At 70.7% G+C, this 19180-nt stretch carries 16 protein-coding genes; 9 read left to right on the top strand and 7 right to left on the bottom strand.

The features are described 5' to 3' along the window. Positions 1-3: 3 nt before the first annotated feature. The 6 genes from SSP24_RS04760 to SSP24_RS04735 all read right to left on the bottom strand — a co-directional run bounded on the left by SSP24_RS04760 (position 4) and on the right by SSP24_RS04735 (position 8616). Positions 4-1881, bottom strand: a complete 1878-nt coding sequence (locus tag SSP24_RS04760; RefSeq protein ID WP_141307504.1) for an exo-alpha-sialidase — start codon at positions 1879-1881, stop codon at positions 4-6. Between the two features lie 310 nt (positions 1882-2191). Then, complete coding sequence (gene fdhD / locus SSP24_RS04755) at positions 2192-3040, bottom strand: formate dehydrogenase accessory sulfurtransferase FdhD (protein WP_141307503.1); 849 nt, start codon at positions 3038-3040, stop codon at positions 2192-2194. A 7-nt stretch (positions 3041-3047) separates the two neighbouring features. Next, positions 3048-3908: a 2Fe-2S iron-sulfur cluster-binding protein gene (locus SSP24_RS04750; protein ID WP_141307502.1), complete on the bottom strand. Its 861-nt coding sequence runs from the start codon at positions 3906-3908 to the stop codon at positions 3048-3050. Then, positions 3905-5722, bottom strand: coding sequence for an NADH-ubiquinone oxidoreductase-F iron-sulfur binding region domain-containing protein (locus tag SSP24_RS04745; RefSeq protein ID WP_141307501.1), 1818 nt, complete (start codon positions 5720-5722; stop codon positions 3905-3907). Before SSP24_RS04745 ends, SSP24_RS04750 begins: the two co-directional genes overlap by 4 nt. A gap of 6 nt (positions 5723-5728) precedes the next feature. Continuing rightward, positions 5729-7648 (bottom strand): molybdopterin oxidoreductase family protein, encoded by a 1920-nt coding sequence (locus SSP24_RS04740; RefSeq protein WP_141307500.1) that lies wholly within the window; start codon positions 7646-7648, stop codon positions 5729-5731. Continuing rightward, entirely contained in the window at positions 7645-8616 is a 972-nt protein-coding gene (locus SSP24_RS04735) for a 2-dehydropantoate 2-reductase (protein ID WP_141307499.1), read from the bottom strand. Before SSP24_RS04735 ends, SSP24_RS04740 begins: the two co-directional genes overlap by 4 nt. A gap of 202 nt (positions 8617-8818) precedes the next feature. Here SSP24_RS04735 and SSP24_RS04730 point away from each other — a divergent pair, with 202 nt between their 5' ends. The 4 genes from SSP24_RS04730 (at position 8819) to SSP24_RS04720 (ending at position 12203) form a co-directional block, all read left to right on the top strand. Continuing rightward, entirely contained in the window at positions 8819-10153 is a 1335-nt protein-coding gene (locus SSP24_RS04730) for an OFA family MFS transporter (protein WP_141307498.1), read from the top strand. After that, positions 10122-10256: an MFS transporter small subunit gene (locus SSP24_RS44875; RefSeq protein ID WP_256361597.1), complete on the top strand. Its 135-nt coding sequence runs from the start codon at positions 10122-10124 to the stop codon at positions 10254-10256. The genes SSP24_RS04730 and SSP24_RS44875 overlap by 32 nt, the downstream gene beginning before the upstream one ends. 133 nt (positions 10257-10389) lie before the next feature. Beyond that, a complete protein-coding gene (locus tag SSP24_RS04725) occupies positions 10390-11328 on the top strand; it encodes a beta-ketoacyl-ACP synthase III (RefSeq protein WP_141307497.1) in 939 nt (312 codons plus the stop codon). A 197-nt stretch (positions 11329-11525) separates the two neighbouring features. After that, the gene (locus SSP24_RS04720) at positions 11526-12203 is read left to right on the top strand and encodes a GntR family transcriptional regulator (protein ID WP_141307496.1); all 678 of its coding nucleotides are present in this window, start codon (positions 11526-11528) and stop codon (positions 12201-12203) included. 154 nt (positions 12204-12357) lie between these two features. On the opposite strand, the gene SSP24_RS04715 is transcribed toward SSP24_RS04720, so the two are convergent. Then, positions 12358-12774: a PaaI family thioesterase gene (locus tag SSP24_RS04715; RefSeq protein ID WP_141307495.1), complete on the bottom strand. Its 417-nt coding sequence runs from the start codon at positions 12772-12774 to the stop codon at positions 12358-12360. A gap of 249 nt (positions 12775-13023) precedes the next feature. On the opposite strand from SSP24_RS04715, the gene SSP24_RS04710 reads away from it, so the two are divergent. The 5 genes from SSP24_RS04710 to SSP24_RS04690 all read left to right on the top strand — a co-directional run bounded on the left by SSP24_RS04710 (position 13024) and on the right by SSP24_RS04690 (position 19179). Next, positions 13024-14205 (top strand): ROK family transcriptional regulator, encoded by a 1182-nt coding sequence (locus SSP24_RS04710; protein ID WP_141307746.1) that lies wholly within the window; start codon positions 13024-13026, stop codon positions 14203-14205. Positions 14206-14293: 88 nt separating this feature from the next. Continuing rightward, the gene (locus SSP24_RS04705; protein WP_141307494.1) at positions 14294-15814 is read left to right on the top strand and encodes a sugar ABC transporter ATP-binding protein; all 1521 of its coding nucleotides are present in this window, start codon (positions 14294-14296) and stop codon (positions 15812-15814) included. Further along, on the top strand, positions 15811-16830 hold the full coding sequence (locus SSP24_RS04700; RefSeq protein WP_141307493.1) for an ABC transporter permease: 1020 nt from the start codon (positions 15811-15813) through the stop codon (positions 16828-16830). Before SSP24_RS04705 ends, SSP24_RS04700 begins: the two co-directional genes overlap by 4 nt. Positions 16831-16847: 17 nt before the next feature. Next, positions 16848-17888 (top strand): substrate-binding domain-containing protein, encoded by a 1041-nt coding sequence (locus SSP24_RS04695; RefSeq protein WP_141307492.1) that lies wholly within the window; start codon positions 16848-16850, stop codon positions 17886-17888. 85 nt (positions 17889-17973) lie between these two features. Further along, positions 17974-19179 carry a Gfo/Idh/MocA family protein gene (locus SSP24_RS04690; RefSeq protein ID WP_141307491.1) on the top strand — a complete coding sequence of 402 codons (1206 nt, stop codon included), beginning with the start codon at positions 17974-17976 and terminating at the stop codon, positions 19177-19179. Position 19180 lies beyond the last annotated feature (1 nt).

Here is a 19180-nt window from a genome sequence, read left to right as displayed (position 1 = left end):
ACGTTAGCGGGCGGCGGTCACCTGGTCCATGGGGAGCCACAGGACGTTGTTGTTCTGAGGGCCGGTGTGGCCGGTGCGGACCTGGTCGATCTCCGCGTCGGACAGGGCCGTGTCCCAGACGCGGACCTCGTCGATGGCGCCGGTGAAGAAGGCCCGGCTGTCCATGCGCTGGCCGATGTGCACCCCGACCGGCGAGTTGCGGCTCACCGAGCCGGGCACGTCCTCGGCGCTGACCGCCCTGCCGTCGAGGAACAGGCTCAGCTGTCCGCCGCCGCGGCGCAGCGCGAGGTGGTGCCACCGCCCGTCGTTGTGGGCGCCACTCGCCTGCACGGCGGCCGTGTTGACGGTCCGGACACCCTCCCGGGTGGTGATCAGGCCGCGCACCCTGTTGCTCGCGGGCTCGGCGCGCAGCCAGACCTGCGGCTGGCTGGTGCCCACCCCGCCCATCCACAGCAGCGGCTGCTCACCGCTCGCGGCGGTGTAGCGGAACCACAGGGAGGCGGTGAAGTCCCCGCTGCCGAGCAGGAGTTCGTCGCGGTACGGCAGGCGTACGGCGTCGTTGCTGCCGTCGAAGGCGAGGGCGTTGGCGAGCACGCCGGGGGTGGTCGAGGCGCCGCCCAGGACGTTCGCCCCGGGGGCGAGCAGGGCGCGGTCGGGTGTGGTCGGGTCGGGGCCGCGGCGGGGTGCGAGCCACTCCTCGTTGAAGCGGGCGAAGCGGATCTCGTCGCGGGCGTCGACCGTGCCGCCCTCGTACATCAGGCCGACGGTGGTGCCGGAGATGTGCACCAGGTCGGAGTAGCCGGACCAGTCGCGGGTGACGACCGTGCCGCGGTCCACGCTGTCCCAGGTCTCGCCGCCGTCGTACGAGGAGCGGATCATCATGGTCCGGCGGCGGTCGGGGTCACCCGGGCAGGACAGCAGGATGCGGTCGCCGAGCCGCAGGATCGCGCCCTGGACCTGGGGGGCGTAGAGGTCGGGGAGGATCTCGAAGGGGGCCTCGAAGCTCTGGCCGCCGTCGCGGCTGACGGCCTGGGAGCGGTGGCCGATGTCGGTGCCCTCCTGCTCGCGGCCGCTGATCAGGATCGTGCCGTCGGATCGCTCGGTCATGGAGATCTCGGAGGGCTTCTGGCGGAAGCTGCCGTCGACCGCGAGCGGCCAGGAGTCGGTGGCACCGACCCGCCAGGTGGTGCCGCCGTCGTCGCTGAGGATCAGGGCGGCATGGTTGGCGGTGACCCGGTTGCCGTCCCAGGCCTCGGTGTTGACGCCGAAGACCAGCCGGCCGGCGTGGGCGCCCCGGGTGAGCTGGATGCCGTGCACGGGGCCGGTGGCGTACCAGGAGTTCCAGTGCGCGGGCAGGATCTGCGGGCTGAGGTCGCGCGGGCTGGACCAGGTGACGCCGTCGTCGTCGCTGTACTGCAGATGGGGGGTGCGGTCGCAGGGGACGTCACAGTGCTCGCTGTCGGCGCGGCCCGTGTTGTAGGTCTCCGCCAGCAGGATCCGGCCGGTCTCCTCGTCGACGAGCGGGGTCGGGTTGCCGTGTGTGTCGCCGGCGCCCTCGTTGACGACCTGCATCGGGCCCCAGGTGCGGCCGCCGTCGGTGGAGCGCTTCAGGACGATGTCGATGTCGGTCGCGTCCCCGCAGTTGAGGACCCGCCCCTCGGCGAACGCGAGCAGGGTGCCCTTCGTGGTCCGCACGACCGCCGGAATCCGGAAGCAGGCGTAGCCCGGGTCCTGCGAGGCCTTGAAGAGGACCTGCTCCTCGAACAATGGGACCGCCGACGCGGGTTGGGCTCGGGCGGGGCCCGGTAGGACGGCGGCGGCCGTCAGGACGACGCCCGCGGTGAGGGTGGTTCTCAGACGTGCGCGCAGTCTTGACGGCATATATGATCCTTCGTTTGTCACAACATCTGGACATCCCACGTCCAACGTATGCGTGACAGACGGTAGTTGGCGGCAGCGACACACCGCAAGAAGCGTGCAGGGATAACGGGGGTGGTGCTCAAGCGGCCTGACGTGTTGTCACCGGATCATTGCGGGATTCAACGACAAATCAGGTCATGATAAATCAGGTCATAGGGAAAATTGCGCAACGCGCACAGTTCATGGGCCTGCTGGGGCTGAGGCGGGACCCCTGCGGCGCAGGGGGCGCTCCCCGCCGTTCGGGGTCCCGCCGCCGTGCCGCGGGGAACCGTCAGCCCTGGGCGGCCGCGGTCCGCAGGGCGATGCGGTCCTCGCCCGCGTACACGTTCATGGAGCTGCCCCGCAGAAAGCCCACCAGGGTCAGCCCGGTCTCCTGGGCCAGGTCCACCGCCAGCGACGAGGGCGCCGAGACCGCCGCCAGCATCGGAATGCCCGCCATCACGGCCTTCTGCGCCAGCTCGAAGGAGGCGCGGCCGGAGACGAGGAGGATCGTCCGGGACAACGGCAGGCCGCCGTTCTGCAGGGCGCGGCCGACCAGCTTGTCGACCGCGTTGTGCCGGCCCACGTCCTCCCGTACGTCCAGCAGCTCACCGTCCTCGGCGAACAGCGCCGCCGCGTGCAGCCCCCCGGTCCGGTCGAAGACCCGCTGGGCCGCCCGCAGCCGGTCGGGGAGACTCGCGAGCAGCTCGGGCTCCACCCGGACCGGGGGAGTGTCGGCGATGGGCCAGCGGGCCGTCGTGCGCACCGCGTCCAGGCTCGCCTTGCCGCACAGCCCGCAGGACGAGGTCGTGTAGACATTGCGTTCGAGGGTGATGTCCGGGATCGCGACCCCGGGGGCCGTCTTCACATCCACCACGTTGTATGTGTTCGAGCCGTCCACGGTGGCGCCCGCGCAGTACACGATGTTCTGCAGGTCCGACTGCTCGCCCAGCACTCCCTCGCTCACCAGGAACCCGGCCGCGAGCGCGAAGTCGTCGCCGGGGGTGCGCATGGTGATCGCGAGCGGTTTGCCGTTCAGGCGGATCTCCAGGGGTTCCTCGGCGACGAGCGTGTCCGGGCGGGTGGACACCGCGCCGTCCCGGACGCGGATCACCTTGCGTCGTTCCGTGACTCGTCCCATGTCCTGATCAGCCCCGGTTCTGTACGTGCTGGTAGCCGAAACGGCCCTTGATGCAGAGGTTGCCGTGGGTCACCGGGTTGTCGTGCGGCGAGGTGACCTTGACGATCTCATTGTCCTGCACATGGAGCGTGAGGTTGCAGCCCACTCCGCAGTAGGCGCACACCGTCGTGGTCTCCGTCTGCTGCGACTCGTCCCACGTACCCGCCGCCCGCATGTCGAACTCCGACTTGAACGACAGCGCCCCCGTCGGGCAGACCTCGATGCAGTTCCCGCAGTACACACACGCCGAGTCGGTCAGCGGGGCGTCGTGCTCGACCGCGATCCGGGCGTCGAAGCCCCGGCCCGCGACGGAGATCGCGAAGGTGTTCTGCCACTGGTCACCGCAGGCGTCGACGCACTTGTAACAGAGGATGCACTTGTCGTAGTCGCGGACGTAGAGGTCGTTGTCGATCTTCGGTGCCTCGTTGAGACGGGCCGCCTCGGGGCCGAAGCGGTCCGGTTTCGCCTCGTACTCCTTGATCCACCCGGCGACCTGGGGTGTGGTCGACAAGTCGACCGAGGAGGCGAGGAGTTCCAGGACGACCTTGCGGCTGTGCCGGGCGCGTTCGGTGTCCGTGTGGACGGTCATCCCTGGTTCCGCCTTGCGGGAGCAGGCCGGGACCAGGGTGCGCGAGCCCTCGACCTCGACCACGCAGACCCGGCAGGCGTTCTTCGGGGTGAGGGTGTCGCCGTGACAGAGGGTCGGGATGTCCTTTCCGGCGGCCCGGCAGGCGTCCAGGACGGTCGAGCCCTCCGGGACCCTGGCCTCCTTGCCGTCGATGGTGAACTCGACCAGCCGGCGCGGCACTCCCAGCGGTATCGCGGTCATTCGTACGCCCCCAGACGGTCGATGGCGGATTCCACGGCGTTCCACGCGGTCTGTCCCAGACCGCAGATCGAGGCGTCCCGCATCGCGCGGCCGACCTCCCTGAGCAGGGCGATGTCATCGGCGGCAGCGGCACCGGTGCGCTCCACGATCCGGTGCAGCGCCTCCTCCTGCCGCACCGTCCCGACCCGGCACGGCACGCACTGCCCGCACGACTCGTCACGGAAGAACTCCGCGATCCGCAGCAGCAGCCGGGGCAGCGGCACGGTGTCGTCGAAGGCCATCACGACCCCGGAGCCGAGCGTCGTACCGGCCTCGCGGGTGCCCTCGAAGGTGAGCGGGATGTCCCTCTCGTCCGGCCGTACGAAGCCGCCCGCCGCGCCGCCGAGCAGCACCGCGCGCAAGCCCTCGCGCACCCCCGCCAGCTCCAGCAGCTCCCCCAGCGTCGCGCCGAAGGGCAGCTCGTAGATACCCGGCCGGTCCACGCTGCCGGACACGCAGAAAAGCTTCGGTCCGGTCGATTTCGCCGTGCCGATCGCCGCGTACGCCGGGGCGCCCATCGTCAGGATCGGCAGCACGTTGACCAGCGTCTCCACGTTGTTCTCGACGGTGGGCTTGCCGAACAGGCCCTTCTCCACGGGGAAGGGCGGTTTCGAACGCGGCTCGCCCCGATAGCCCTCGATCGAGTTGAACAGGGCCGTCTCCTCGCCGCAGATGTACGCGCCCGCGCCCCGCCGGATCCCGATGTCGAAGGCGTAGCCCTGCCCCAGGATGTCGTCGCCGAGCAGGCCACGCGCGCGGGCCTGGGCGATGGCGTGCTCCAGGCGGTGCAGGGCGCGCGGGTACTCGCCGCGCAGATAGAGATAGCCCTGATGCGCGCCGGTCGCGTACGCCGCGATGGTCATCGACTCGATCAGCGCGTACGGGTCGCCCTCCATCAGCACCCGGTCCTTGAAGGTGCCCGGCTCGGACTCGTCGGCGTTGCAGACGACGTAGTGCGGGTGGTCGGGCTGGGACGCCGTGGCCTGCCACTTGCGGCCGGTGGGGAAGGCGGCGCCGCCGCGCCCGACCAGGCCGGAGTCGGTGACCTCGCGGATGACTCCCGCGGGGCCGAGCTCGAAGGCCCGGCGGAGGGCGGTGTAGCCGCCGTGGGCGCGGTAGTCGTCGAGGCTGAGCGGATCCACCACGCCGACGCGCCGCAGGAGGACCAGGTCGTCGCTGCCCGCCTGGGAGACCGCCATGACGGCCGGGGGCTCCTCGGGTGCGGAGTCCGGCGCGGTGGCGGCGAGGACGGCCGCATCGACGGTCGCCGGTGCGGAGACCGCCGTACGGACCGGATCCCCGGCCCTGATCGCCAGCGCCGCCGGGGCGCGTTCGCACAGGCCCAGGCAGGGGCTGCGCTCGACGTGGACGCCGGCGGCCACCCGAGCCTCGATCCCGGCGCACAGCTCCTGCGCCCCGGCGGCCGCGCACGCCAGGTCCGTGCAGACATGGAGCACGGTCGCCGGGCGCGGCTTCACCGAGAACATCGCGTAGAACGTGGCCACCCCGTACGCCTCCGCCGGTGGCACGGTCAGCCGTCGGCACAGGTAGTCCAGGGCGCCCTCGCTGATCCAGCCGACCCGGTCGTTGATCGCGTGCAGCCCCGGCAACAGCAGGTCACGCCGGTCCCGGGCCTCCCGCCCGCCGCGCGCCCACCTCAGGTCGGCGTCGGAGCGGTCGGCGCCCTCCCACGAGGACTCCGGAGGACCGAGCAGCGCGTCGACGGCCGCCCGCTCGTCGTCCGTCGGTTTGCTGTCGCCGAAGTGCAGGTCCACTTGAGGTCACCTCACGATGGTCGCGACGGGAAGCTTCTCGATCCGGATCGCCGACGCCTTGAACTCCGCCGTCCCCGCGATCGGGCAGTTCGCCTCGATCGTCAGCTGGTTGGTGTCCACCTCGTCGGGAAAGTGCATGGTCATGAAGGCCAGCCCGGGCCGCAGCGCCGGGTCGATCCACACGGGCGCGACCACGGACCCACGCCGGGAGGTCACCTGGACCTCCTCGCCCACCACGACCCCGTACCGCTCGGCGTCCTCCGGGCACAGCTCGACGTATTCGCCACGGCGCAGCGGGGAGGCGAAACTGCCGCTCTGCACACCGGTGTTGTAGGAGTCGAGCCGGCGTCCGGTGGTGAGCCGGATCGGGTACTGGTCGTCGGTGAGGTCGACCGGCGGATCGTGCTGCACCAGCCCGAAGGGCGCGAGCCTGCCCCGCTTGGCCGGGTCCGTCTCCCACAACCGGCCGTGCAGATAGGTGGGTTCGAGCCGGTCGGTGCTCGGGCACGGCCACTGGATGCCCTGGTGCTCCTCCAGGCGGTGGTACGTCATCCCGTAGTGGTCCGGCGACACCGAGCGCAGCTCGTTCCAGACGGCCTCGGCGTCGGCGTACTTCCAGTCGTGACCCAGGCGTGCCGCCAGATCGCAGATGATGTCGATGTCCTCGCGGGCCTCGCCGGGCGGGGTCACGGCCTTGCGCACCCGCTGGACCCGCCGCTCGCTGTTGGTCGTCGTGCCGTCGGTCTCGGCCCATCCGGCGGTCGCGGGCAGCACGACGTCCGCCAGCTCGGCGGTCTTCGTCAGGAAGATGTCCTGCACGACGAGGAAGTCCAGCGCCTTCAGCCGTCGTACCGCCTGTTCGCTGTCCGCCTCCGACTGGGCCGGGTTCTCGCCGATGCAGTAGACGGCCCTGAGGGTGCCCTCCTCCATCGCCTCGAACATCTCCGTCAGGTTCAGTCCGTAGTGCGGCTGGATGACGGTGTCCCAGGCCGACTCGAACTTGAGCCGGATGTCCGGGTCGAGGATGTCCTGGAAGCCGGGCAGGCGGTTGGGGATGGCGCCCATGTCGCCGCCGCCCTGCACGTTGTTCTGACCGCGCAGCGGTTGCAGGCCCGCCCCGTAGCGGCCGACGTGGCCGGTGAGCAAGGACAGGTTGATGAGCGCGCGGACGTTGTCGGTGCCGTTGTGGTGCTCGGTGATGCCGAGGGTCCAGCACAGCTGGGCGCGCTCGGCGCGGGCGTAGGCGTGGGCCAGGTCCTTGATGGCGGCGGCCGGTACGCCCGTCACCTTCTCGGCGAGCGACAGCGTCCACGGCTCGACGAGCGCCTTGTACTCCTCGAAGCCGGTCGTCGCCCGCTCGATGAACGCCTCGTTGGCGAGCCCCGCGTGGATGATCTCGCGGCCGATCGCGTGCGCCATCGGTATGTCGGTGCCGACGTTGAGGCCGAGCCAGCTCTCCGCCCACTCGGCGGTGGAGGTGCGGCGCGGGTCGACGGCGTACATCCGGGCGCCGTTCCTGATCCCCTTCAGCACGTGCTGGAAGAAGATCGGATGCGCGAAGCGGGCGTTGGAGCCCCACATCACGATGACGTCGGTGTGCTCGATCTCCTCGTACGAGGAGGTGCCGCCGCCGGAGCCGAAGGCGGCGGACAGGCCCGCGACGCTCGGGGCGTGGCAGGTGCGGTTGCAGGAGTCGACGTTGTTGGTGCCCATCACCACGCGGGCGAACTTCTGGGCGACGTAGTTCATCTCGTTGGTCGCGCGGGCGCAGGAGAACATGCCGAACGCGTCCCGGTTGCGCTGCAGGCCGCGGGCGGCCCGGTCCAGGGCCTCGTCCCAGCTCGCCGGGCGGAACGGCTCGTCGCGGGAGTCCCTGACGAGGGGGTGGGTCAGCCTGGTGTAGGTCTTCGGTTCGCGTTTCCTCATGCGGCGCTCCTCAGCGCGAGCAGGTCCGAGATGGCGTGCACGGTGCGCAGGGTGGGCACGTCGACGCCGGTGATCTCCGCCAACTCGACGACGGCCGAGAGCAGGACGTCGAGTTCGAGCGGTTTGCCGCGCTCCAGGTCCTGGAGCGTGGAGGTGCGGTGGTCGCCGACCTTCTCGGCGCCCGCGAGGCGGCGTTCGATGGAGACGCCGACCTCGCAGCCGAGGGCCTCGGCGACGGTGAGCGTCTCGGTCATCATGATCTCGATGACCCTGCGCGTGCCGCCGTGCAGGCACATCTGGCGCATGGTCGCGCGGGACAGCGCGCTGATCGGGTTGAAGGAGATGTTGCCGAGCAGCTTCAGCCAGATGTCGTTGCGCAAGTGCGGTTCGACCGGGCACTTCAGGCCGCCGCCCCGCATCGCCTCGCTGAAGGCGGAACACCGCTCGGACACGCTGCGGTCGGGTTCGCCGATGGAGAACCGGGTGCCTTCCAGATGCCGTACGACACCCGGTCCTTCGAGTTCGGTGGCCGCGTAGACGACACAGCCGATGGCCCGGTCGGGCGCGAGCACCGCACTGACCGCGCCGCCGGGGTCCACGCTCTCGATGCGGTGGCCGTCGTAGGGGCCGCCGTGGCGGTGGAAGTACCACCAGGGGATGCCGTTCTGGGCGGCGATCACCGCCGTGGTGTCGTGCAGCAGTGGCTCGATCAGCGGCCCGCACGCCGCGTACGAGTTGGCCTTCAGGCCCAGGAAGACATAGTCGACCGGGCCGACTTCGGCCGGGTCGTCGGTGGCGTCGGGGTGCGCGGTGAAGTCGCCGCGCGGGCTGAGCACCTGTACTCCGTGCCGCCTCATGGCCGCGAGATGCGGTCCACGGGCGATGAGGTGGACATCGGCGCCCGCGCGGTGGAGCGCGGCACCGACGTAGGCGCCGATCGCTCCGGCGCCGAGGACTGCGACTTTCACGAGAACACTCCGTTCGGTTTGAGGGATACCGCGGAGGTGACGGCCGTACGGCTTATGTCGACGAAATATTGTCTACAGTATGGAGGTTGGGGCGACAAGGGTCCGTACGATGACCGTTCGGCGCAGGTTGGATACCGCTCATCGCATACGGTCGACGCGCCGTCTTCTCAACTCCCTTGATCCTTCGTACCGTCCGGGTCCCATGAGTCCCCCCGTCGCACCCCCGGGATGGAGCCGCTGGCTGGTGCCGCCCGCCGCGCTCTCCGTCCACCTCTCCATCGGGCAGGCCTACGCCTGGAGCGTGTTCAAGCCGCCCCTCGAATCCGCGCTCGGCCTCAGCGGCACCCAGAGTGCGCTGCCCTTCCAGCTCGGCATCGTCATGCTCGGCCTGTCGGCCGCGTTCGGCGGCACGCTCGTGGAGCGCCGGGGGCCGCGCTGGGCGATGACCGTGGCGCTGGTGTGCTTCTCGTCGGGCTTCCTGCTGTCCGCGCTCGGCGCGGCGACGGAGCAGTACTGGCTGATCGTCCTCGGCTACGGCTTCGTCGGCGGGATCGGCCTCGGCATCGGCTACATCTCGCCGGTCTCCACGCTGATCAAGTGGTTCCCGGACCGGCCCGGCATGGCCACCGGCATCGCCATCATGGGCTTCGGCGGCGGCGCGCTGATCGCCTCGCCGTGGTCGGCGCAGATGCTTGAGTCGTTCGGCTCCGACAGCTCCGGGATCGCCCTTGCCTTCCTGGTGCACGGGCTGTCGTACGCCGTGTTCATGCTGCTCGGCGTGGTGCTGGTGCGGGTGCCGCGGACCGAGAAGCCGGTGGCGTCCGGGCCGAGCGTGGTCGAGGGCGTGCAGGTGTCGGCGAACAGCGCCGTGCGCACACCGCAGTTCTGGTGTCTGTGGGTCGTGCTCTGCATGAACGTGACCGCCGGCATCGGGATCCTGGAGAAGGCCGCACCGATGATCACGGACTTCTTCGCGGACACCTCGACACCGGTCTCGGTGACGGCGGCCGCCGGGTTCGTCGCGCTGCTCTCGGCGGCGAACATGGCGGGCCGTATCGCCTGGTCGTCGACGTCCGACCTGATCGGACGCAAGAACATCTACCGCGTCTATCTGGGTGTGGGCGCGCTGATGTACCTGCTCATCGCGCTGTTCGGCGACTCGTCCAAGCCGCTGTTCATCCTGTCCGCGCTGGTGATCCTCTCCTTCTACGGCGGCGGCTTCGCCACCATCCCGGCGTATCTGAAGGACCTCTTCGGCACCTATCAGGTCGGCGCGATCCACGGGCGGCTGCTCACCGCCTGGTCCACGGCCGGCGTGCTCGGGCCGCTGATCGTCAACTGGATCGCCGACCGGCAGGAGGAGGCCGGCAAGCATGGCGCGGCCCTGTACGGGCTGTCGTTCACCATCATGATCGGGCTGCTGGTCGTCGGCTTCGTCGCCAACGAACTCGTCCGCCCCGTCCACCCGCGTCACCACGTCCCCGCACCCCGTCAGGAGGCCGTCGATGTCGAACGACAACAGCCAGAGTCCGCCTGACCGGCGGCCACTCATCGCGTTCGCGTGGCTGTGGGTCGGCGCGCCGCTCGCGTACGGCCTGTACGAACTCGTACGGAAGGCGACACAGCTGTTCACCGGATGAGGGGCAGTTCACTGAAAGCTGCGGGAAACCGACAACCCCGGGTTCCCATTCCTGTGTCCTTGCCTGCACTGTTACTCGTGAGTCGCTGACCAGACTGGTGGGTCCCGCATCCCAGCAACGAGGGGACCCGCCCATGAACGGCTCGCGCATCGCCGCAGTCGGCCACTATCAGCCCGCCAAGGTACTCACCAACGAGGACCTGGCGGGCATGGTCGACACCAGCGACGAATGGATCAGAACCCGGGTCGGCATCCGCACCCGGCACATCGCCGGCCCCGACGAGCCGGTGGACGAGCTCGCCGCGCACGCCGCGGCCAAGGCGCTCGCGACGGCCGGGCTGACGCCGGGGGACATCGACCTCGTCCTCGTCGCCACGTCGACGGCGGTCGACCGCTCCCCGAACATGGCCGCCCGGGTCGCGGCACGGCTCGGCGTTCCGCGACCCGCCGCGATGGACGTCAATGTGGTGTGCGCGGGTTTCACCCACGCCCTCGCCACCGCCGACCACACCGTACGGGCGGGGGCGGCGAGCCGGGCGCTGGTCATCGGCGCCGACAAGATGTCCGACGTCACCGACTGGACCGACCGGACGACCTGCGTACTCGTCGGCGACGGAGCGGGGGCCGCCGTCGTGGAGGCCTCGGACCAGCCGGAGGTGGGGCCGGTGCTCTGGGGGTCGGTGCCGGAGATGGGGCACGCGGTGCGGATCGAGGGCATGCCCGCGCGGTTCGAGCAGGAGGGGCAGAGCGTCTACCGGTGGGCGACCACCCAACTGCCGCCGCTCGCCCGGCAGGCCTGCGAGCGCGCCGGGTACGCGCCGGAGGACCTCGCCGCGGTGGTGCTGCACCAGGCCAACCTGCGGATCATCGAGCCGCTCGCCGAGAAGCTGGGCGCCGTCAACGCGGTCATCGCGCGCGATGTCGCCGAGTCCGGGAACACCTCGGCGGCCAGCATTCCGCTGGCGTTCTCCAAGCTGGTGGAGCAGGGGGCGATTTCGGCGGGGGATCCGGTGCTGCTGTTCGGATTCGGCGGGAACCTGTCGTACGCGGGGCAGGTCGTCCGGTGTCCGTGAGGGTGGACGAGTGTCCATGAGGGTGTGACAAGTGTCCATGAGGGTGTGACGAGGCCAACTCCCCGATTCGGTAGCCGTTGTGCGCCGTAGACTGTAGACAAAAGGCAATTGATAATGTCTTTTCCAGGGCTTTGCGGCTCCGAGGTTGCTCTGGCGTTGATGTCTGCTGTGCACGGCCCTGGCCAGGAGGGGGACCGATGTTGTCGACAGGACTGCCGCACGGTGCGGTGCCCAAGCTCGAACGTCCCGGCCCGCTGCGCGACCGCGTCTACGAGGCGCTGCTCGAACTCATCACCACCCGCGCCCTCCAGCCCGGCCAGCACCTGGTCGAGAGCGAACTCGCCGGGCACCTCGGCGTCTCCCGGCAGCCGGTGCGTGAGGCGTTGCAGCGGCTGAACACCGAGGGGTGGGTCGATCTGCGGCCGGCGCAGGGCGCGTTTGTGCACGAGCCGACGGAGGAGGAGGCCGATCAGCTCCTGACGGTGCGTACGCTGCTGGAGGCCGAGGCCGCCCGGCTCGCTGCCGCCCATGCGGGCAGCGCCGGTGTCGCCGTCCTGGAGGAGCTGTGCGCGGAGGGCGAGCGTGCGGTCGCCGCGGACGACGTGGACGGCGCGGTCGCGCTCAATGCCCGCTTCCACGCCAAGGTCATGGAACTGGCGGGCAACGCCGTCCTCGCCGAACTCGCCGCGCAGGTGGACCGCCGGGTTCGCTGGTACTACACGCCGGTCGCCCGCCAGCGCGGCAGACAGTCCTGGATCGAACACCGCGAGCTGATCGCCGCGATCATTGCGCGTGACGAGCAGCGGGCGACGGAAATCATGCGGGCGCACACGGAACACACGCGCAGGTCGTACCACGCACGGCCACGGCCTTAGGGGCGTGGGGGGTGGGGGATGCGCAGGGCGCCTGACCTCCGGCGCCGGTGTTGGGGCGTGCGGCGGGGGTCTGCCTGAGGGGTGCGCGCCTTGTATTCGCCCGCTCCACGCGCCCGCCCCCCAGCGTGCACGCGGGCCCAGATGTCACGCGGCCTCACCCACCCCCCAAAACCGCCTGCGTCTGCACCGTGCGCCCCACCGTACGGCCCTCCTCGTCCCGTACCTCCGTCTCCACGACGACGAAGGACCGCCCCACATGCAGTGGGCGTGACTCTGCGTGGACCGTGCCCGAGCGGACCGGGCGGAAGAAGTGGGTGCTGGATTCGACCGTCGACGTGGTCGCACCCGGCGGCAGGTTGAGGAAGGCGCACACCGCGCCCGCCGTGTCCGCGAGGGTCATCAGTGCGCCGCCGTGCAGCACTCCGCCCGCCGTGCACAGCCGCGGCGACCAGGTGAGGCCGGCCACCACCCGCGCGGGTGTCGCCTCCTCAAGGGTCAGCCCCAGCTCCCCGGCGAAGGGGACCGCGGCCAGCAGCGCGTCCGGGGTGGTTGTGTCAGCGTCGTCGGCCATGAGGGGGCACCTCCGTGGGGTCGGGAGTCCGGGCGGTTACCAGCCTCCGCGGGCATCGCCCGCCCGTCGATTACCCGCGAGGTAATGCCCCTGGTCACTGAGGTCAAGCCCCGCCTTTGTCCTGCGAGTGGAAAAAGTCCGCAGTAAATCGTGCGCAGATTCTTCCCACTCCCGGCAGCCGCTGCTACGTTCCCCTCGAAAGCCGGACAGCGACGGCCGATTCGAGGCGGGGAGGGGCTCGTGAGACGTATGACCGCGCGACCCGCGAACGCCCACCAGGCCAGGCTGCTGAAGCTTCTTCGCGACGGCGGGCCCAACTCCCGGGCCCAGCTGGGCGATCAGGTCGATCTCTCACGGTCCAAGCTGGCCGTGGAGGTGGACCGGCTCCTGGAGACGGGCCTGATCGTCGCCGACGGACTCGCCGCCTCCCGCGGCGGCCGCCGCTCGCACAACATCCGGCTCGCACCCAACCTGCGCTTCCTCGGCGTCGACATCGGCGCGACCTCCATCGACGTCGCGGTCACCAACGCGGAGCTGGAGATCCTGGGGCACATCACCCAGCCGATGGAAGTGCGCGAGGGACCCGTCGCGGTCTTCGAGCAAGTGCTGTCCATGGCCGCCAAGTTGCGGGCCTCCGGGCTCGCGGAGGGGTACGACGGCGCCGGCATCGGCGTCCCGGGCCCGGTCCGCTTCCCCGAGGGCGTCCCCGTGGCGCCGCCGATCATGCCGGGCTGGGACGGCTTCCCCGTGCGGGAGGCGCTCAGTCAGGAACTCGGCTGCCCGGTCATGGTCGACAACGACGTGAACCTTATGGCGATGGGGGAGATGCACGCGGGCGTCGCCCGCTCCGTGGGCGACTTCCTCTGCGTCAAGATCGGCACCGGCATCGGCTGCGGAATCGTCGTCGGCGGCGCGGTCCACCGCGGTACGACGGGCTCCGCAGGCGACATCGGGCACATCCAGGCCGTGCCCGACGGACGTCCGTGCGCCTGCGGCAACCGGGGCTGCCTCGAGGCCCACTTCAGCGGCGCGGCCCTCGCCCGCGACGCGCTGGAGGCCGCCCAGCAAGGCCAGTCGGCCGAGCTGGCGGCACGCCTGGAGACGAACGGCACCCTCACCGCCGTCGACGTCGCCGCCGCGGCCGCCGCGGGCGACGCCACCGCCCTCGAACTGATCCGCGAGGGCGGCAACCGCACCGGCCAGGTCATCGCCGGGCTGGTCAGCTTCTTCAACCCCGGCCTGGTGGTGATCGGCGGCGGGGTGACCGGCCTCGGCCACACCCTGCTCGCCGCGATCCGCACCCAGGTCTACCGCCAGTCGCTGCCGCTGGCGACCGGCAACCTGCCCATCGTCCTGGGCGAGCTGGGCCCCACCGCCGGAGTCATCGGCGCGGCCCGGCTGATCAGCGACCACCTGTTCTCACCCGCGTAAGCACCTCCTACTCCGCCACCACCAGCACAGCACCCTGCTTCGCCCTGCCCTGAAACCGGCCCCCGCACGCCAGCCAAGGGGAACCCACATGGCACCTGAACCACCGCTGCTCAGCATGTCCGGCATCACCAAGTCGTTCCCCGGCGTCCGCGCCCTGGACGGCGTCGACCTCGACGTCCAGGCCGGTGAAGTGCACTGTCTGCTCGGCCAGAACGGCGCCGGGAAGTCCACCCTGATCAAGGTCCTGGCCGGTGCCCACCAGCCCGACACCGGCACCATCCACTGGCGCGGCGAACCGGTCACCCTGCGCTCGCCGATCGCCGCGATGCGCCTCGGCATCGCCACCATCTACCAGGAACTCGACCTGGTGGAGCACCTGTCGGTCGCCGAGAACGTCCACCTCGGCCACGAACCCACGGCCGCCGGGTTCGTCGTACGACGCAGGACGGCGAAGGAGTCGACAGCCCATCTTCTCAAGCGACTTGGGCATCCCGAGATCGACCCGGGGCGTCTCGTCGGCGAGTTGTCGGCCGCCCAGCAGCAGATCGTCTCCATGGCCCGCGCGCTCTCCCACGACGTACGGCTGATCGTGATGGACGAACCGTCCGCCGCCCTCGACCCGGACGAGGTCGACAACCTCTTCCGGATCGTCGGCGACCTCACCGCCGACGGCGTCGCCGTCGTCTACATCTCGCACCGCCTGGAGGAGATCCGCCGGATCGGCGACCGGGTGACCGTGCTGAAGGACGGCCGGGCGGTGGCGGGCGGGCTGCCCGCGAAGTCGACGCCGACGCGTGACGTCGTGGCGCTGATGACCGGCCGCAACGTCGAGTACGTCTTCCCCGAGCGGCCCGCTGCGCCGGGGCAGGGGGAGCAGCCCTTGCTTCATGTGCGGGGACTGGCCCGGGACGGCGAGTTCGAGCCGTTCGACCTGACAGTCCGGCCCGGCGAGATCGTCGGCCTCGCGGGACTCGTCGGCTCCGGGCGCTCCGAGATCCTGGAGACGATCTACGGCGCCCGCAAGCCCAGCGCCGGTCAAGTCGTCGTCGCCGGACGGCCGTTGAAGCCGGGCAGTGTCCGCGCCGCCGTCCGTGCCGGACTCGGGCTCGCCCCCGAGGAACGCAAGGCGCAGGCCCTGCTGATGCTGGAGTCGGTCACCCGCAACGTCTCGATCTCCTCCATGTCCCGCTTCGCGAAGGCGGGTTGGATCGACCGAGGGGCCGAACTGGGCGCCGCGCGCGCCGCGACCCGCGAACTGTCGCTGCGGCCCGACAACCCCTCGGTGCCGATCCGCACCCTCTCCGGCGGCAACCAGCAGAAGGCCGTCCTCGCCCGCTGGCTGCTGCGCGGCTGCCGCGTCCTGCTGCTCGACGAGCCGACCCGGGGCGTCGACGTCGGTGCGCGCGCCGAGCTGTACGCGGTCGTCCGGCGCCTCGCCGACGAAGGCCTCGCGGTGCTGCTGGTCTCCAGCGAGGTGCCCGAGGTGCTCGGCCTCGCCGACCGCGTGCTGGTACTGCGCGAGGGCCGGGTCGTACACACCGCGCCCGCCCAAGAGCTGGACGAACACCGCGTACTCGACCTCGTGATGGAAGGAAGCCCGGCGTCATGACGCAGCCCGTGTCCCCGCCGCGGGGCAGCGCCGACAAGGTGCGGCCGGCCGCTGAAGCACCCGCCTGGCGCGGCCTGATGGCCCGCGCCGACGTCCGCACCCTGTCCCTGCTCGGCGTGCTCGCCGCCCTCATTGTCATCGGCGGCATCACCAAGCCGGACGAGTTCCTCGACACCCGCAACCTCCAACTCGTCCTCACCCAGGCTTCCGTGATCGGCGTCGTCACCGTCGGTATGACCTTCGTCATCACCTCCGGCGGCATCGACCTCTCCGTCGGCGCGATCGTCGCCCTCGCCTCCGTCTGGGCGACCACCGTCGCCACCCAGGAGTACGGCTTCGGCGGCATCCTCTTCACCTCGGTGCTCGTCGGCCTGGGCTGCGGCCTGGTCAACGGACTGCTCATCGCCTACGGCGGGATGGTCCCGTTCATCGCCACCCTCGCCATGCTGGCGTCGGCGCGCGGACTGGCGTTGCAGATCACCGACGGCAGGACGCAGATCGTGACGGTCGACGGCGTCCTCGACCTCGGCGAGCGCGACGCGTACGTGCTCGGCGTCCCGCCGCTCGTCCTCGTCTTCGCGGTCGTGACGATCATCGGCTGGCTGCTGCTGAACCGCACCACCTTCGGCCGCCGCACCGTCGCCGTCGGCGGCAACGCGGAAGCGGCCCGGCTGGCCGGTATCGACGTACGCCGACAGCGGCTTTATCTGTACCTGCTCTCCGGGCTGTGCTGCGGCATCGCCGCGTTCCTGCTGATCATCCTGTCCGGCTCCGGTCAGAACACCAACGGCAACCTGTACGAACTCGACGCCATCGCGGCCGCGATCATCGGCGGCACGCTGCTCAGCGGAGGCCGCGGCACCATCGTCGGCTCCGTGCTCGGCGTCCTGATCTTCACCACCATCACCAACATCTTCGCCCTGAACAACCTGCAGAGCGACGTCCAGCAGATCGCCAAGGGCGCGATCATCGTCGCCGCCGTGCTGGTCCAGCGCCGTACCGCGAGCACGACTTGAGGAAAGGGTTCACAGCCATGACACAACTCCCCACGCGCAGAGGACTGCTCTTCGGGACCGCCGCCGTCTCGGCCGGTGTCCTCCTCGCAGGTTGCACGAGTAACGAGTCCGGCGACGACGGTCAGGCCGCCGACAACCAGCCCGCCGCCGACGACCAGCCCGGCAAGCAGGTCACCATCGGCTTCGCCGGACCGCAGGCCGACCACGGCTGGCTCAACGCGATCAACGAGAACGCCAAGAGCCGCGCCGAGAAGTACGAAGACGTGACGCTGGAGATCACCGAGGGCTCCAACGACACCGCCGCGCAGATCGGCCAGATCGAGACGCTGATCAACAAGAAGGTCGACGTGCTGGTCATCCTGCCCGCCGACGGCAAGGCGCTCACCCAGAGCGGGCTCAAGGCGATGCGGGCCGGGATCCCGGTGATCAACCTGGACCGGATCTTCAACACCCCGCAGGCGTACCGCTGCTGGATCGGCGGCGACAACTACGGCATGGGCCTGAACGCCGGCCACTACATCGGCGAGCAGCTCAAGGACAAGCCCAATGCCCGGGTCATCGAACTGGCCGGACTGGACAACCTGGAGCTGACCCAGCAGCGCACCCAGGGCTTCGACGACGCGCTGAAGAACTACCCGAACATCCGCAAAGTGGCCCGCCAGGCCGCCGAGTTCACCGTCGAGTCCGGGCAGGCCAAGATGGCCCAGCTGCTCCAGGCGCAGTCGCAGTTCGACGCGCTGTGGAACCACGACGACGACCAGGGCGTGGGCGCACTGCGCGCCATCGAACAGGCCGGGCGGGACGACTTCCTGATGGTCGGCGGCGCGGGCGCGCTCTCCGCCTTCCAGGCCATCAAGCAGGACGACGGCGTGCTGAAGGCGACCGTCCTCTACCCGCCCACCATGGCGGCCTCCGCCATCGACCTCGCCCGCGCCCTCGGCCAGGCCAAGGGCATCGGCGGCCTCGCGGAGTACGAGATCCCGGCGTCGATCACGCTCTACTCGGCCGTCGTCGACAAGAACAACGTCGACCAGTACATGTCCACCGGCTTCGAGTGAGGCGCCCCGCTCTACGGGCCTGACCTGCTGAGAACAGGGCGGGCCCCCACCCCCCACCTCGCCATGACGACGAGAGGACATCCGTATGGCACAGCCGCAAGCGCCCGAAGGGACCGCGTCCGAGCAGCCCCCGCTGCGCGTCGGCATGATCGGCTACGCCTTCATGGGCGCCGCCCACTCCCAGGGCTGGCGCACCGTGGGCCGCGTCTTCGACCTGCCCCGGCAGCCCGTGCTCGCCGCGATCTGCGGACGGGACGAGACGGCCGTGCGCGCGGCGGCCGAACGGCACGGCTGGGCGGCGGCCGAGACCGACTGGCGGGCGCTGATCACCCGGGACGACGTCGACCTGGTCGACATCTGCACGCCCGGCGACAGCCACGCCGAGATCGCGCTCGCCGCGCTGGCCGCCGGCAAGCACGTCCTGTGCGAGAAGCCCCTCGCGAACACCGTCGAGGAGGCCGAGACGATGGCGGCGGCGGCCGAATCGGCGTACGAACGGGGCCAGTTGGCGATGGTCGGCTTCAACTACCGCCGGGTGCCCGCCACCGCGCTGGCCCGGCGGATGGTCGCCGAGGGCCGCGTCGGCACCCTGCGGCACGTCAGGGTGTCGTACCTCCAGGACTGGCTGGTCGACCCGCAGGCCCCGCTGACCTGGCGGCTGCGCAAGGAACTGGCCGGCTCCGGCTCGCTCGGCGACCTCGGTGCGCACATCGTCGACCTGGCGCAGTACCTGGCGGGGGAGCAGCTCGCGGGGGTGTCGGCGCTCACGGAGACCTTCGTACGGGAACGGCCGCTCGCCGGTGCCGCGCGCGGACTGGGCGCCGTCTCGGCCGACGGGACGGGGCAGGTCACCGTCGACGACGCCGCCCTGTTCACCGCCCGCTTCACCTCCGGCGCCCTCGCCTCCTTCGAGGCCACCCGGTACGCCACCGGCCGCAAGAACGCCCTGCGCATCGAACTCAACGGCGAGCGCGGCTCGCTGGCCTTCGACCTGGAGCGGCTCAACGAGCTCTGGTACCACGACGGCACCGAGCCCGACGCCCGGTCCGGCTTCCGCCGCATCCTCGTCACCGAGCCCGACCACCCCTACCTCGACGCCTGGTGGCCGCCCGGCCACGGCCTCGGCTATGAGCACACCTTCGTCCACCAGGCCCACGACCTGGTCCACGCGGTCGCCGAGGGCCGCCGCCCCGAGCCCTCCTTCGCCGACGGGCTGCAGGTGCAGCGCGTCCTCGCGGCGGTGGAGGAGAGCGCCGAGAAGAACTCCGTCTACACCCCGATCGCGGTCTGAG

The sequence above is a fragment of the Streptomyces spinoverrucosus genome (genome assembly GCF_006539505.1).
Taxonomy (GTDB): Bacteria; Actinomycetota; Actinomycetes; order Streptomycetales; family Streptomycetaceae; genus Streptomyces; species Streptomyces spinoverrucosus.
This window is presented reverse-complemented; position numbering and strand designations above follow the sequence as displayed.

Coding starts and splice junctions, on each gene's coding strand:
- SSP24_RS04730 (WP_141307498.1), top strand. CDS start 8,819: ATGAGTCCCCCCGTCGCACCCCCGGGATGGAGCCGCTGGCTGGTGCCG.
- SSP24_RS44875 (WP_256361597.1), top strand. CDS start 10,122: ATGTCGAACGACAACAGCCAGAGTCCGCCTGACCGGCGGCCACTCATC.
- SSP24_RS04750 (WP_141307502.1), bottom strand. CDS start 3,908: ATGACCGCGATACCGCTGGGAGTGCCGCGCCGGCTGGTCGAGTTCACC.
- SSP24_RS04725 (WP_141307497.1), top strand. CDS start 10,390: ATGAACGGCTCGCGCATCGCCGCAGTCGGCCACTATCAGCCCGCCAAG.
- fdhD (WP_141307503.1), bottom strand. CDS start 3,040: ATGGGACGAGTCACGGAACGACGCAAGGTGATCCGCGTCCGGGACGGC.
- SSP24_RS04690 (WP_141307491.1), top strand. CDS start 17,974: ATGGCACAGCCGCAAGCGCCCGAAGGGACCGCGTCCGAGCAGCCCCCG.
- SSP24_RS04710 (WP_141307746.1), top strand. CDS start 13,024: ATGACCGCGCGACCCGCGAACGCCCACCAGGCCAGGCTGCTGAAGCTT.
- SSP24_RS04695 (WP_141307492.1), top strand. CDS start 16,848: ATGACACAACTCCCCACGCGCAGAGGACTGCTCTTCGGGACCGCCGCC.
- SSP24_RS04705 (WP_141307494.1), top strand. CDS start 14,294: ATGGCACCTGAACCACCGCTGCTCAGCATGTCCGGCATCACCAAGTCG.
- SSP24_RS04740 (WP_141307500.1), bottom strand. CDS start 7,648: ATGAGGAAACGCGAACCGAAGACCTACACCAGGCTGACCCACCCCCTC.
- SSP24_RS04700 (WP_141307493.1), top strand. CDS start 15,811: ATGACGCAGCCCGTGTCCCCGCCGCGGGGCAGCGCCGACAAGGTGCGG.
- SSP24_RS04720 (WP_141307496.1), top strand. CDS start 11,526: ATGTTGTCGACAGGACTGCCGCACGGTGCGGTGCCCAAGCTCGAACGT.
- SSP24_RS04715 (WP_141307495.1), bottom strand. CDS start 12,774: ATGGCCGACGACGCTGACACAACCACCCCGGACGCGCTGCTGGCCGCG.
- SSP24_RS04760 (WP_141307504.1), bottom strand. CDS start 1,881: ATGCCGTCAAGACTGCGCGCACGTCTGAGAACCACCCTCACCGCGGGC.